Annotated in this window: 13 protein-coding genes; 4 read left to right on the forward strand and 9 right to left on the reverse strand. The window is 58.1% G+C overall.

What is annotated here, in order from left to right:
• From N6G83_RS33235 to N6G83_RS33250, 4 genes are all read right to left on the reverse strand, one after another.
• Nucleotides 1-675, reverse strand: coding sequence for a M15 family metallopeptidase (locus N6G83_RS33235; protein WP_025303824.1), 675 nt, complete (start codon nt 673-675; stop codon nt 1-3).
• A complete protein-coding gene (dapE, locus tag N6G83_RS33240) occupies nt 672-1,799 on the reverse strand; it encodes a succinyl-diaminopimelate desuccinylase (RefSeq protein ID WP_025303823.1) in 1,128 nt (375 codons plus the stop codon). Before dapE ends, N6G83_RS33235 begins: the two co-directional genes overlap by 4 nt.
• Complete coding sequence (locus N6G83_RS33245) at nt 1,796-2,182, reverse strand: ArsC family reductase (RefSeq protein WP_025303822.1); 387 nt, start codon at nt 2,180-2,182, stop codon at nt 1,796-1,798. Before N6G83_RS33245 ends, dapE begins: the two co-directional genes overlap by 4 nt.
• Before the next feature lie 255 nt (nt 2,183-2,437).
• Nucleotides 2,438-2,989 (reverse strand): LuxR C-terminal-related transcriptional regulator, encoded by a 552-nt coding sequence (locus N6G83_RS33250; protein WP_089181196.1) that lies wholly within the window; start codon nt 2,987-2,989, stop codon nt 2,438-2,440.
• A gap of 531 nt (nt 2,990-3,520) precedes the next feature.
• Between N6G83_RS33250 and N6G83_RS33255 the strand changes: the two genes are divergently transcribed.
• Entirely contained in the window at nt 3,521-3,946 is a 426-nt protein-coding gene (locus tag N6G83_RS33255) for a GNAT family N-acetyltransferase (protein WP_025303820.1), read from the forward strand.
• Between the two features lie 7 nt (nt 3,947-3,953).
• Here N6G83_RS33255 and N6G83_RS33260 read toward each other — a convergent pair whose 3' ends face one another.
• On the reverse strand, nt 3,954-4,385 hold the full coding sequence (locus tag N6G83_RS33260; protein WP_167324504.1) for a GNAT family N-acetyltransferase: 432 nt from the start codon (nt 4,383-4,385) through the stop codon (nt 3,954-3,956).
• Nucleotides 4,386-4,394: 9 nt separating this feature from the next.
• Complete coding sequence (locus N6G83_RS33265) at nt 4,395-4,874, reverse strand: tetratricopeptide repeat protein (protein WP_025303818.1); 480 nt, start codon at nt 4,872-4,874, stop codon at nt 4,395-4,397.
• A gap of 216 nt (nt 4,875-5,090) precedes the next feature.
• On the opposite strand from N6G83_RS33265, the gene ypfM reads away from it, so the two are divergent.
• Nucleotides 5,091-5,150, forward strand: a complete 60-nt coding sequence (ypfM, locus tag N6G83_RS33270) for a protein YpfM (RefSeq protein WP_100396732.1) — start codon at nt 5,091-5,093, stop codon at nt 5,148-5,150.
• A gap of 126 nt (nt 5,151-5,276) precedes the next feature.
• On the opposite strand, the gene acrD is transcribed toward ypfM, so the two are convergent.
• Nucleotides 5,277-8,411, reverse strand: a complete 3,135-nt coding sequence (gene acrD, locus N6G83_RS33275; RefSeq protein WP_025303817.1) for a multidrug efflux RND transporter permease AcrD — start codon at nt 8,409-8,411, stop codon at nt 5,277-5,279.
• A 292-nt stretch (nt 8,412-8,703) separates the two neighbouring features.
• Between acrD and N6G83_RS33280 the strand changes: the two genes are divergently transcribed.
• Nucleotides 8,704-8,982 (forward strand): helix-turn-helix domain-containing protein, encoded by a 279-nt coding sequence (locus N6G83_RS33280; protein ID WP_004941750.1) that lies wholly within the window; start codon nt 8,704-8,706, stop codon nt 8,980-8,982.
• Nucleotides 8,983-9,014: 32 nt separating this feature from the next.
• Here the strand turns inward: N6G83_RS33280 and N6G83_RS33285 are convergent, their stop codons facing one another.
• Nucleotides 9,015-9,647, reverse strand: coding sequence for a response regulator (locus tag N6G83_RS33285; protein ID WP_025303816.1), 633 nt, complete (start codon nt 9,645-9,647; stop codon nt 9,015-9,017).
• Between the two features lie 161 nt (nt 9,648-9,808).
• Nucleotides 9,809-11,485 carry a nitrate/nitrite two-component system sensor histidine kinase NarQ gene (narQ, locus tag N6G83_RS33290; protein WP_025303815.1) on the reverse strand — a complete coding sequence of 559 codons (1,677 nt, stop codon included), beginning with the start codon at nt 11,483-11,485 and terminating at the stop codon, nt 9,809-9,811.
• Nucleotides 11,486-11,854: 369 nt separating this feature from the next.
• On the opposite strand from narQ, the gene nudK reads away from it, so the two are divergent.
• The gene (gene nudK / locus N6G83_RS33295; RefSeq protein WP_025303814.1) at nt 11,855-12,430 is read left to right on the forward strand and encodes a GDP-mannose pyrophosphatase NudK; all 576 of its coding nucleotides are present in this window, start codon (nt 11,855-11,857) and stop codon (nt 12,428-12,430) included.
• Nucleotides 12,431-12,505: the final 75 nt, after the last annotated feature.

The raw sequence follows: 12,505 nt of genomic DNA on the forward strand, positions 1-12,505 counted from the left end.
CTACTCCTTTCCTTCACTGCGTATAAAACGCGAAAAAATCGAGGGCAGATGGCGTTCGAGCCATTCGGCACCGGCGACCTCCTTATCATGCCAGGCCGCCAGCAACAGCGCCGGGGTCAGCAAATGTTCGGCCTCTTGTGCCAGCGGCCGGTAGCTCAGATGCCACGGCTCCACCGCCACGCCGCCGCAGTCTTCGGTAAAGGGGCGGTAGAAACCGAATTCGGCCATATGCGCGGTCAGCCACTGGTTGAGCGGCGCAAAGTAACCGCCTTCCTCATATTCCCACGGCTCCAGCTGCAGCTTTTGCCCTTCCGGCAACAGCGACGGATCGTACACGTCCAGATCGCTGCCCCAGTGATGGCGGCTGGCGCCCGGCAGGGCCGACCAGCGCAGGATCGCCTCACAGCGCTCGGCGGCCGATAGCGTCGCGACGTCGATCGGGCGGCTGTCCTTATCTAATACTGGCCGCTGGCCGCAGAATTTGCCATTCCAAATCGCCAACTGGCGGTCGAAATCGCGGAAGGTGCTGGCGGGCTGGAGATCGAATCCCGCCTCATGCGCCGCCTGCTGCATCGCCAGGAAGGCGTTGACCGCCTGCGGCTGCAGGCGGTGGTTCCCGCTCAGCGGCGCCAGGTGTTCGGTTGAGCGGCCGGTGAGCATCTCTGCGTTGATCATGCGACCAATTGCTCCATGATGCGTTGATACATGCGGCTCAGCAGCTGCAGATCCGCGGCGTTGACACATTCGTTGACCTTGTGGATGGTGGCGTTGACCGGCCCCAGTTCCACCACCTGCGCGCCCATCTGCGCGATGAAGCGGCCGTCGGAGGTGCCGCCGGTGGTCAGCAACTGCGGCGTCAATTCAGAATAGTGCTCGACCGCGTTGACCACCGCATCCACCAGCGCGCCGCGCGAGGTGAGGAACGGTTGACCGGACAGCCGCCATTCGATGCTGTAATTCAACTGATGGCGTTCCAGCAGCTCTTCCACGCGCTGCTTGATCATCGCGTCGGTCAGTTCGGTGCTGAAACGGAAGTTGAACTGCACGTAGAGATCGCCCGGGATCACGTTGTTGCTGCCGGTGCCGGCCTGCACGTTGGCGATCTGCATACTGGTCGGCGGGAAGAACTCGTTGCCGCGATCCCATTCGATCGCCACCAGTTCATTCAGTGCCGGCATGGCGCGGTGCACCGGATTGTCCGCCAGATGCGGATAGGCAACGTGCCCCTGTACGCCGTGGATATGCAGGTTGGCGGTGATGGAGCCACGACGGCCGTTTTTCACCACGTCGCCGACGCGCTCGGTGCTGGACGGCTCGCCGACCAGGCAGTAATCCAGCCGCTCGTTGCGCGCCATCAGCGCTTCGACCACTTTAACCGTGCCGTGAGTGGCGCTGGCTTCTTCATCCGAAGTGATCAGGAATGCCAGACGACCCCGGTGATTCGGGTTGGCGGCGACAAAGCGTTCCGCGGCCACCACCATCGCGGCCAATGAGCCTTTCATGTCCGCCGCGCCGCGGCCATAGAGCATGCCGTCACGGATTGCCGGTTCAAACGGCGGGTTGTCCCAGCGTTTTTCATCACCGGTCGGCACCACGTCGGTGTGCCCGGCAAACGCCAGGGTTTGCCCTTCACCGCGCCAGGCCCAGAAGTTTTGGGTATCTTCGAAGTCCATTGCTTCGACGGTGAAGCCGATCGCCTGCAGGCGATCGATCATCAGCTGCTGGCAGCCTTCGTCATTCGGGCTGAGGGAAGGGCGTTTGATCAACTGCTGGGCCAGTTCGATAACCGGGCAAGTCATACGGCAACCTCGGTGATAAATTGTTGGTAAGTGTCGGCGTTAAAACCGAGCAGGGCGTGGCCGTTGCCGTCGTCCAGCAGCGGACGTTTAATGATTGCCGGCTGCGCCAACATCAGCGCGATGGCGGCGTCGGCATTATCACAGGCGTTGCGCTGCGCTTCATCCAGCTTGCGCCAGGTGGTACCGCGGGTATTGAGCAGCGGCTCCCAACCCAGCTGCGCGACGAAACCGCGCAGTTGCTGTTCGGTCAGGCCGTCGGCGCGGTAGTCGTGAAAATGATAGGCTATGCCCTGATCTTCCAGCCAGCGGCGGGCTTTTTTGATGGTGTCGCAGTTTTTGATGCCGTACATCGTCAGCGTTGTCTGTTGCGGTTTATTTGCCATGGCGTAAAGCTACCTGTCTCGTCGAGTCGATACTGAGCGGCGGGCGCGGTCTTAGGCCTTCTCGCCGCCCGGCGATAGCAGAGATAATGCCAGTAAAGCGGCGGCGAGATCCAGACAACGATGCGCGCGAGAGACGATTGGGCGCCAGGGAGAGAGAGGTTGGCAAAGCGATGAAACGGCGACCTTCGCCAGCGGTGCTTTTAAAAGACGCCGGCGAACGCATTCAGCCGCCAATGCGGAGCTGGGGGGCGGTCACTACTCTTTATTGATTCTTATGTTTAAACGATCGGTCAAACACCGTACGCGGGTAATATGCAACAGCGGTTTTATCCTGCTGGCGCCGAGCTTTTTCATTATTCGCGACTTGTAATGATTGGCGGTTTTATTTCTGATATTCATGGCATTGCTGATATCGGCCAGCGATTTTCCCGTCGACCACTCCGAAAGGAAAAGGGACTCGCGCTGGGAGAGTTGCGGCGGTTCGGTATAGTGACTGTAACGCTTATATAAGTCACCGATCAGGTGGCTGAAGCGACTCAATGATATAAGGTTTGATAATATAATGGTCTTATTGTCGACAATCACCACCTCATGCAGGCAGTCGGTGATAATGATTATTTTGTAGGTATTGGGGTTGGCATATTCATCGCGGTAACGTGCTTCAAAATTGGCGATAGTGACATCGATAAAGCAGACCCTTTTACGGCTAAAGCCGGCCGGCGCGCGTTTTTCCGCCCATGTTTGGTTAATGAGTTGTCGAATGCCGACGGTGGTATAGGCACACTCGCTGAAAATATCAATTTCCATTTTATTATAGTCCTTTACTTTCTATTTCCCGGTGAGGATTGATATCTTAAAACATAAAAAAAGAAATAATCTAAATAATTTCATGTTGAACTTATCTTGCACCGCAAACGAATGAGCGTTATCTGGGCGCGAGCTTTGAAGGGAAGGTTATATACTAGCATGATTTATAAAGAGTAAATCTTTTTTTCAACCGAATTTTTAAGCAAGGTAAGGCTAATAGAATAGACATCTTCTATTAATACCTCGGTAATTGAAAGGAATTAACATAGATATTGACTATCAAAATTATCAAAACGATCGTTTTTGACGATCATTAAATGACGGAAGATTGCGTTTAACGAGTTAAAAACTAAGATTTTTCTTGGTTTTATCACGATGAGAAGCTTTACTTGGAGCGACAGTAAAGTCGGCGCTGAAGTCATGCGAAAATTAACGTGGAAATTGAGACAAAGATAATTCTAAACAAAGAAAATGCGATGTTTTAAGCTGTGAGCAGAGTGCGAACGTGGATGATTGATACGGAGAGCTGGCGTGAAAGAATGTCATATCGAAATTTCCGATCGGGTAACGCAGGAAATAACGTCCTGTATCGCGGAGGGGTTGGACCGTTTTAATGATCAACATATCGGCTACGGCGATCGTCTGCCGTTGGCCGTGGTGGTAAAAGATCCCGATAGTGGGGAGGTTCTCGGGGGGATTACCGGGCGCTCATCATTAGGGCTGCTGTTTCTCGATCTCTTTTATCTGCCGGAAGCGTTGCGCGGGGCGGGGCTGGGCAGCGAATTGTTGCGCCGTTTCGAGCAGGAAGGCCGCCGGCGCGGTTGCCTTTCCGCCGTGTTGTACACCATCAGCTTTCAGGCGCCGGACTTTTATCAACGACATGGCTGGCAGCGTATGGGGGAGGTGGCGTGCCTGCCGCCGGGGACCTGCCGTATCTTTATGAGCAAAACCTTGTAATGCGCGATTAACGTACGTAGCCTCCCTGTTGCAAACGCCGCAGGGCGGCGCCCTCAGCGAACACCATGCCGGTGGTCAAATCGTGAAAGCCGTACTTTTTATAGAAGGCCAGTTTTTCCGGCACCGAATAGATGAAAATCTTGCCGAGCGGCGCCAGATCTTGCATCACCCGGTCCATCAACCTGCGCCCCAACCCCTGTCCCTGAAAGCGCGGATCGATCGCCACGTCGGCCAGGTAGGCAACCGAGGTCAAATCGCTGATGGCATGCGCGGTGGCGATCAGCTCATCGCCGATAAACCCCCAATAGCAAAACTGGCTGTGTTGGTAAACGCGTTGCAGCGTATGCGGATCGCGTTCGCCCAGCCCGGCGGCCTGCAGCAATTCACACAGCTGCTGCCAGTCGATGGCGCGGCGGCTCATATCGGTGATGATTTCCATGGTTTTCCTCTAATCAATATGATTGAGATCGACGGCATAGTGCCGAATGGCGCGCTGATAGCCGTGGATGCCGGGGTCTGACGAGGTGTCCGCCAGCAACAATAACAGATCGGCCACGGCGCGTTTATTTTCACCCAGGTTGTACAGCGTCATGGCGCGAAACAGCATTAGTTCGTTGGCCTGCGGGAATTCGGTCAGGCCATCGTCGAAAGCGCGCAGCGAAGCCGGGTATTTCCCCAGGGCGCGGTAAGTGCTGCCGAGGCCCAGCCAGGCTTCACGGCGCTGGGCGGGCGGCAAATCGCGAGCCAATGCCGCGAGGTAGCAGGGAATGGCCTGTTGCTCCAGGCCCTGAACGTCATACAGGCAGGCCAGCTGAAAGTGTAACATCGCCGCTTCCGGCTCGGCCGCCAGTTGCCGTAACGCCAGCGCAGTCGCTTCCTGATAGCGGCCCTGCGTTTTCAACTGCGAGAGAGACAAAGAAGTGGACATGATCGGCGCTCCCTTGGCGTATTTTTATACCTTTTACACGCTACCGTGGAGAAATTGATATCACAAGGGAATAGCTGTACTGCACATTGATCAGATAAATACGAAAATGTGCGCTAAGCCCGATTTCCGGGCCCGGCATCGTTCCCGTTTCCCTTCACATGGTCAAAAAACAAGCGTAGAATCCGCTTCGTCAAATAATTGAGGTTGTAAAGTATTATGGTTGATCGTGAATTAGGAAACTGGAAAGACTTCATTGATGAGATGTTGGGCAACTGACACAGCGTTGAAGCAGATGGCAAGGTTGAGTCATTGGAACGTCACTGAAACACCTTGGGAACGAGATTATCGTTCGAAAAAAAGCAGCATCGGTTACCCGACGCTGCTTTTTTTATGCGCTGCCTGTTACTCCTCAGTGGTCGGCGTGGTTGCCGGATGCGCTTTACCCGGGAAACGGCGCCGCACCAGCACGAAGAACAGCGGCACGAAGAAAATCGCCAGCAGGGTGGCGGAGATCATGCCGCCCATCACCCCGGTGCCGACCGCATGCTGGCTACCGGAACCGGCGCCGCTGCTGGTGGCCATCGGCAGCACGCCGAAGATGAACGCCAGCGAGGTCATCAGGATCGGCCGCAGACGCATGCGGGACGCGTCGAGCGTCGCCGACATCAGATCCTGGCCTTTATGGTTCAGCTCATTAGCGAACTCGACGATAAGAATGGCGTTTTTCGCCGACAGCCCAATGATGGTCAACAGGCCAACCTGGAAATAGACGTCGTTCTCCAGACCGCGCAGCCAGGTGGCGGCGACCGCGCCGATCACCCCCAGTGGCACCACCAGCATCACAGAGAACGGTATCGACCAGCTCTCGTACAGCGCCGCCAGGCACAGGAACACTACCAGCAGCGAGATGGCGTACAGCGCCGGCGCCTGCGAGCCGGACAGCCGTTCCTGATAGGACATCGCCGTCCATTCCAGCCCGAAGCCGGTCGGCAGTTGGCTGACCAGTTTTTCCATTTCCGCCATCGCGGTGCCGGTGCTGACGCCGTTGGCCGCTTCGCCGACGATCTCCAGCGCCGAGCTGCCGTTATAGCGCTCCAGCCGCGGCGAACCGTACTCCCAGTGCGAGCTGGCGAAGGCCGAGAACGGCACCATGCCGCCCGCGCTGTTGCGTACATACCATTTGTTGATGTCATCCGGCAGCATGCGGAACGGCGCTGCGGCCTGCACGTAGACTTTTTTCACCCGGCCGCGGTCGACGAAGTCGTTGACGTAGGTCGAGCCCCAGGCGGTGGAGAGGGTATTGTTGATGTCGTCGATAGACACGCCCAGTGCCTGAGCCTTGCGTTGATCGATATCGATTTGCAACTGCGGGCTGTCGTCCAGGCCGTTGTGGCGCACGCGCGACAGCAGCGGGTTTTGCCCGGCCAGCTGTAGCAGCTGATCGCGCGCTGCCATCAGCTTGGCGTGGCCGAGGCCGGCGTGGTCTTCCAACTCCATATCGAAGCCGGAAGAGTTGCCGAGGCCGGTGATAGCCGGCGGGCTGCTGGCGATCACCCGCGCTTCGTTAATCTTGTTGAACGCCAGGGTGGCGCGATCGATGATGTCGAACGAGCTGTTGGCGCCCGAGGTGCGCAGATCCCAGTCTTTTAGCCGAATGAACAGACGCGCCACGTTTTGGCCGTTCCCCCCCGGCCCGGAGCCGATGATGGCGAACACCGACAACACATCCTGTTTCTCTTCGGTGAGGAAGTACCGCTCGACCTTTTCCACCACTTTGGACGTTTGCTGCAGGGTCGAGCCTGCCGGCAGCTGCACCTGTACGGTGAAGATGCCACGGTCTTCCTGCGGCAGGAAGGAGGTCGGCAGCTTGATGAACAGCAACGCCATGCCGCCGAGCAACAGCAGATAAATCACCATGTAGCGGCCGCTGGCGTGCAGGATGCGCCCCACGCCGCGCTCATAGCGTTCGGTGTTGCGGTTGAACATGCGGTTGAACCAGCCGAAGAAGCCGCGCTTACCGTGGTGGTGGCCCTTGGCGATCGGTTTGAGCAGCGTGGCGCACAGGGCAGGGGTCAGGATCATTGCCACCAGCACCGACAGCACCATGGCGGAGACGATGGTGATGGAGAACTGTCGATAGATGGCGCCAGTGGTGCCGCCGAAGAACGCCATCGGTACGAACACCGCCGACAGCACCAGGGCGATGCCGACCAGCGCGCTCTGGATTTGCCCCATGGATTTGCGCGTGGCTTCACGCGGCGGCAGGCCTTCTTCGCTCATCACGCGTTCGACGTTTTCCACCACCACGATGGCGTCGTCCACCAGCAGGCCGATCGCCAACACCATGGCGAACATGGTGAGGGTGTTGATGCTGAAGCCGCAGGCGGACAGGATGGCGAAGGTGCCCATTAGCACCACCGGCACGGCGATGGTGGGGATCAGCGTGGCGCGGAAATTCTGCAGGAACAGGTACATCACCAGGAACACCAGCAGGATGGCTTCCAGCAGCGTTTTCACCACGTCCTTGATCGAGGCTTTGACGAACGGGGTGGTTTCATAGGCCACTTTGGCCTCCAGCCCGCGCGGGAAGTACTGCGACAGTTCGGCGATCTTGTCCTTCACCAACTGGTCGGTCTGCAGTTCGTTGGCGCCGGAGGCCAGCTTGATGTTCATGCCCGCGGCCTGCATCCCGTTGTAGCGGCTGAGGTAGTTGTAGTTCTCGCCGCCCAGTTCGACGGTGGCGACGTTGCCCAGCGTCACCAGCGAGCCGTCCTGATTGACCCGCAGGGTGATCTGGCGGAATTGTTCTGGCGTCTGGAGCTGCGACTGGGCGTTGATGGTGGCGTTCAACGCCTGTTTATCGACCGATGGCGTGCCGCCCAACTGGCCGACCGCCACTTGGGCGTTCTGCGATTGAATGGCCTTGACCACGTCCTGGGTCGTGAGCTGGTAACTGTTGAGCTTGTTGGGATCGAGCCAGATACGCATGGCGTATTGCGAGCCGTACACGTCCATGCTGCCGACGCCGTTGATGCGGCTGAGCGGATCCTGCAGGTTGGAGACGATGTAATCGGCGATGTCCTGCTTGTCCATGCTGTTGTCGGTGGAGACGAACGCTACCATCATCAGCGTGGTGTCGCCGGATTTCGACACCGTGACCCCCTGATTCTGCACCGCCTGCGGCAAACGTTTGATCGCCGCCTGCAGCTGGTTTTGCACCTGCTGCATCGCTTCGTTGGGATCGGTGCCGGCTTCGAACGTCAGCGTGACGGTTGCCTGGCCGGTATTGGTGCTCTGCGACGACATATACATCATGTTGTCGAGGCCGGTCATATTCTGTTCAATGATCTGCGTGACGGTGTTTTCCAGCGTTTGCGCCGAAGCACCTGGGTAAGTTGCGCTAATGCGCACGTTCGGCGGCGCCAGATTCGGGTATTGTTCTACCGGTAAAGAAAAAATCGCCAATGCCCCGGTCAGGCAAAGAATAATTGCCAGCACCCAGGCGAAAATCGGGCGATCAATAAAAAAATTGGCCATGCAGCGCGAACCTCGTTATGACTTGTTCTATCTTTAAAACGCATCGGAAATATGCATTTCAGCGGCAGGGAAGGATTCCGGCGCTATTGCACTTTACTCGGGATAGTCGAGGAAAGCGTGGAGAAAAAAAGGAGATAGTGTAAATAACGGTAGCGGAAAACGGCGTGGATGCACCGACGCCGATAATTGTACGCTATTAAGACATTTTTATTACTATCAAAGGCCTTGCGCATGTCTTCGCCGCAGGCAACCGAAAGTAAAAACTGGACTCACCTTACAGCAGGAGCTTGGCATGGGAATTAACCCGGTATTTGCCCGTCGGCTTTATTTATGCTGGCTGATCAGCCACAGTGAGCGGCCCAATGTGCCGCGGTTGATGGCGCTGACCGGTTGGCCGCGCCGCACGTTGCAGGATGTGCTGAAGGCGCTGCCCGGCATGGGCGTCGAGCTGCAGTTCGTGCAGCAGGGCGTGCGCAACAACGACGGTTTCTATCAGTTGGAAAGCTGGGGGCCGTTCAACAAGAGCTGGGTGCATCAGCACCATCAGGCGCTGCTCAGCGCCATCGAGTAAGCGGCCCCGGCGTATTGGCCGGGGCGGGGCGATCAGTGGCTTTTGTACTCCAGGTACATCACCGTCGCCGCCACGCGAGAACGCACGTCCAGCTTGCGCAGTATATTGCGGATGTGCACCTTCACGGTTTCTTCAGAGATATGCAGCTGCGCCGCCACCTGTTTGTTGGACAGGCCGCGCGCCACCTCTTGCAAGACGTCCAGTTCGCGTTCGGTCAAGGCGGCGAAGGGATCGCGTTGCTCGCCGCGCGCCAGCAAATAGTCGGCCATGGCGTCGCTGATCACGTTCTGCCCTTCGGCGGCGGCGCTGATGTGTTCCAGCAGCTGTTCCGGTTCACTGTCTTTCAGCAGATAGCCGTCGGCGCCGGCGTCGATCAGCGCATACAGATCGCTGCGCGCATCGGAGACCGTCAGCACGATGATGCGCGCGTCCACGCCTTCGTCGCGCAGGGCCCGCAGCGTATCCAGCCCGGACATGCCCTTCATGTTCAGATCCAACAAGATCACGTCCGGCGCGTGCTGCAGTGCCAGCGCAACCGCCTCGCTGCCGTTGCCGGCCTCCGCTACCACGCCAAATCGCGCATCCAGTCCCAGCAGCTGTTTGATGCCGCGCCGCATCAACGGATGATCGTCAACGATCATGACTCGGTATTGCTTCATCACCATGAAATATGCTCCCTGTAGCAAGTAAAGCCACTCAAACGCGCCCGGAGGCGTGCTTCACAGTGGGACTGTCTCTTCAAAAATAGCGGCATTCTGCACCGCAAACCTCTCTGGGCAGCCTTCTGCCCGGCGGCAACCGTAACGCCGAGTGAACAGCCGCAAGGTCAGGGCGAGAATGTCAGGCAGACCGCCGTGCCGCCGCCGCCTCTGCGCCGGATGCGCAGCGTTCCTCCCAGTCGCGCCGCGCGTTCGCTCATGATGGTCAAGCCGTAATGCCCTTCCGGTTCTTCCAGACTGGCGATGCCGCAACCGTCGTCGGTAATGCTGAATACGTTGTCGCCTGCGGCATTGACCTCGCAACACACCGCGATCTCGTTCGCTCCGGCGTGCTTGACGGCATTGAGTACCGCTTCGCGCACGATCTGCAGCGCGTGCACCTGCTGTTGGGCGTTGAGCGCCTGCGAGGGCAGCCGACAGTGTAACTGAATCCGCGCGGGGGTTAGCGCCTTTAATGGCTGCAACAGTTGCTCCAGCGCGGCATTCAGATCCGCCTCCTGAATGTTGAGGCGGAAGGTGGCCAGTAATTCTCTCAGCTGGCGATAGGCATCGGCCAGCGTGCGATCGAAATCATCGATAATCGTCTGCGCCGCCGGATCGTCGGCGGCGCGCCGGAGCAGCGTCAGCTGGATGCGCAGGAACGACAGCGTCTGCGCCAGCGAATCGTGCAGCTCGCGGGCGATGGTCCCACGCTCTTCCATCAGCAACAGATATTGGTGCTGCTTTTGCGCGCGGTTGAAGTAGACGCCGCGGCCCAACATATTGGCCAGGCTCTGCATCAGGTGAGGATGCGGCGGCTGCGCCTCGGGCTGCCAACGCAATTCGCCCAGCAGTTTATCGCCTTGAGTGATCGACAGCGCGCTCCAGGCTTGCGCCGGCGCCGGCTCTCCTTCGTTCAGTTGCCACTGGCCATGGTCGTCCGCCACGTTCAACCGGATGCAGCGCAGTCGTTCACTTTGGCGCACGATGCGCAGCACATTTTCAAACGCCTGCTGATCGATCTGGCGCACGCTCAGCGCCTGCGAGCAGCGATACAGCACCTCCAGCGTTTCGTTGGCCTGCTGCAGGCGCTGGGTCTTTTCCTGCACTTTCAGCTCCAGCGACTGATAGAGCCGGGCCAGCTCGTCCGACATGGCGCTGAAGGTTTGCGACAGCACGCCGAGTTCGTTCGGCAGCGCCACGTCCAGCTGCGGGTGGCGAAAGTCGCGCTGTTGCACGCGCTGGCTGGCGTCGACCAGATGCTGCAGCGGCGTGACCACCTGGCGGCGCATAAAGCGGATGCAGAACAGCACCAGACCGATGATGGCGGCGTAGCCCAGTACGCTGATGGCGGCCACCAGGGTGAGTTTCAACTCTGAATAACGCTGTAGAGCGGAAACGAAATGATCGACGCGGTTGACGTAGCCGGCAACCTCTGCCCGGTAGGCGGCCGCCTGCCCGTCGCGGATCTGCTGCTCCATCGTTTGCCATGTTCGTTGCAACGCCAGATAGTGGTTGCGTACCTCGGCCGGGACGTAAAAACGCGCCAGCTTTTGCAGCGCGGGTGCCTGCAAAGATTGCCGGTATTGCTGCAGGTGCAGCTCCAGCTCCGGGTTCTGCCGGTCGAGGTCAAAGGCCAAGCGGTAGCTTTGCATGCGCAGCGAACCGGCGATGTTGATCGCCTCGGCATCGCTCTGGCTGCCGGCGACGGTCGTCAACGCCAACCCGGTGGCGAGCACCGACAGGATCACGATGCCGAACAGCGCTCTGGCCAGGCTGCCGGTCACGGAACGTTTAACAAGCAATCACGGAATCCTTTTCTCTCAGGTGAGGCGCTTCGCCAGTTTCATTCGAAAGCAAAACTATAACTTTTGCAACTAAATTGCACCGCGATTTGTATCAAGTTGTCAACAAAACGGGAACAATTGTCGTTGTGTAATCAAATGAATAGCGAAATGCCCACCGATTTTCAGCCGCGGCCCGGTTTCCACTGATGATTTGCCTTTGCGGATGCGATTCGTCCTGACTCGTCTGTCAGAGTCTGCGTCTGCCCACGATGTATTTTAAATCCTGGTTTACCCGGAGAGACGATGTGATTTTTGTTGCAAATCGTCTGCCGCGGCGCGGCCTAATCGCGGTATGATCTTCACGTTGTCACGCAAGGGAAAAGGGTTATGTCGTCGAAAATTGAGAATGTGAAGAAAGAGCTGCTGTCGGACAACTGGTATGTGCTGCACAAGTACACGTTCGATCTGAAACGCAAAAACGGCGGTTCGGTGCAACAGGTGCGCGAGGTCTACGATCGTGGCAACGGCGCTACCATTTTGCTGTACAACCGCGCCAAGGGCACGGTGGTGCTGACCAATCAGTTCCGCATGCCGACCTACGTCAACGGCAACGAGAGCGGCATGCTGCTCGAGGCCTGCGCCGGCCTGCTGGACGCCGACTCTCCGGAGCAATGCGCGCGCCGCGAAGCGGTGGAGGAGACCGGTTTTCAGGTCAGCGAGGTGAAGAAAATCTTCGAAGCGTACATGTCGCCGGGCGGCGTGACTGAAATCGTGCACTTCTTTATCGCCGAATACCATGACGATGAGCGGCGCGCGGCCGGCGGCGGCATTGAAGATGAAGATATCGAAGTGATCGAACTGCCGTTCAGTGAAGCGGTGGCGATGATCGCCGACGGCCGCATTAAAGACGGCAAGACCATCATGCTGCTGCAATATTTGCAGATTCATCGGGTGATGGCATAAAAAAAGCCGGTCACGATGACCGGCTTTTTTATCGGCTTGCGCCAGGCCGCTTACTTCAGCAGCGCCTGCGCCTTC

It is taken from the genome of Serratia sp. PL7 (assembly GCF_945957435.1).

Excerpts from the sequence above, each read along its gene's own strand:
- N6G83_RS33245 (WP_025303822.1), bottom strand. The coding sequence starts at position 2,182 with ATGGCAAATAAACCGCAACAGACAACGCTGACGATGTACGGCATCAAA.
- nudK (WP_025303814.1), top strand. The coding sequence starts at position 11,855 with ATGTCGTCGAAAATTGAGAATGTGAAGAAAGAGCTGCTGTCGGACAAC.
- acrD (WP_025303817.1), bottom strand. The coding sequence starts at position 8,411 with ATGGCCAATTTTTTTATTGATCGCCCGATTTTCGCCTGGGTGCTGGCA.
- N6G83_RS33235 (WP_025303824.1), bottom strand. The coding sequence starts at position 675 with ATGATCAACGCAGAGATGCTCACCGGCCGCTCAACCGAACACCTGGCG.
- N6G83_RS33250 (WP_089181196.1), bottom strand. The coding sequence starts at position 2,989 with ATGGAAATTGATATTTTCAGCGAGTGTGCCTATACCACCGTCGGCATT.
- N6G83_RS33280 (WP_004941750.1), top strand. The coding sequence starts at position 8,704 with ATGGGAATTAACCCGGTATTTGCCCGTCGGCTTTATTTATGCTGGCTG.
- N6G83_RS33260 (WP_167324504.1), bottom strand. The coding sequence starts at position 4,385 with ATGGAAATCATCACCGATATGAGCCGCCGCGCCATCGACTGGCAGCAG.
- N6G83_RS33285 (WP_025303816.1), bottom strand. The coding sequence starts at position 9,647 with ATGGTGATGAAGCAATACCGAGTCATGATCGTTGACGATCATCCGTTG.
- N6G83_RS33265 (WP_025303818.1), bottom strand. The coding sequence starts at position 4,874 with ATGTCCACTTCTTTGTCTCTCTCGCAGTTGAAAACGCAGGGCCGCTAT.
- dapE (WP_025303823.1), bottom strand. The coding sequence starts at position 1,799 with ATGACTTGCCCGGTTATCGAACTGGCCCAGCAGTTGATCAAACGCCCT.